The sequence below is a fragment of the Alcanivorax sp. HI0044 genome, assembly GCF_001634945.1.
This window is the reverse complement of the sequence record NZ_LWEZ01001368.1, coordinates 1-709: the sequence shown is the minus strand read 5'-3', so window position 1 is coordinate 709 and position 709 is coordinate 1. Positions and strand designations below refer to the sequence as shown.

1 protein-coding gene is annotated in these 709 nt (G+C 55.3%); it reads right to left on the bottom strand.

The window, feature by feature from the left end:
- Positions 1–284: 284 nt before the first annotated feature.
- Positions 285–709, bottom strand: a 425-nt coding sequence (locus A3730_RS20235) for a fatty acid desaturase (protein ID WP_197477546.1), incomplete at its 5' end; no start/stop codon positions are given.

Sequence of the window (709 nt, the reverse complement as noted above, 5' to 3'; positions counted from 1 at the left end):
CCAAGTGGATGATGACTATCCTGATGGTCGCAGGCCGCCTGGAAATCTTTACCTTGCTGGTACTGTTCACGCCGATGTTCTGGAAACAGTGAAGTAAAGGAGTAGCGCGAGGAGGGGAGAACCTGTCATGCCTTACCGCCTCGTGCTTCGCACGGTTCGCACCCTGAACGGTGCTCCTACAGCGACTTCGTTGAAAGCGTGCTAGCGACCATAAAAAAGCCCCGGCAATGCCGGGGCTTTCTTGTTCTAGCTGTTAACTTTTAATTATTAACTGTTAACTGCTTTTACGCGATATTGTTCACTCGCTTGCTGTCACGGAACAGCTGGTCCAGTTCGCCTTCGTAGTAGGCTTCCACCCGCGGGTTCATCACTTTTTTCCACAGCGGCGGGATCAGGGCCAGCACATACATGGTGGCGTAGCCTGCCGGTAGCTGGGGACTTTCCTCGTAGTGACGCAGCACCTGATAACGACGCTTGGCGTAGGCGTGGTGATCACTGTGACGCTGCAGCTGGAACAGAGCCAGGTTGGTCAGCAGGTAGTTGGAGTTCCAGCTGTGCGCCGGGGTCACCCGCTCGAAACGCCCTTTCTCGTTCACACGACGGTGCAGACCGTAGTGCTCAATATAGTTGATGATTTCCAGTGCCAGTGCGGCAAAGAAGCTCTGGCCCAGGAAGAACACCACACCCTGCCAGCCCCACAGCAACCCGA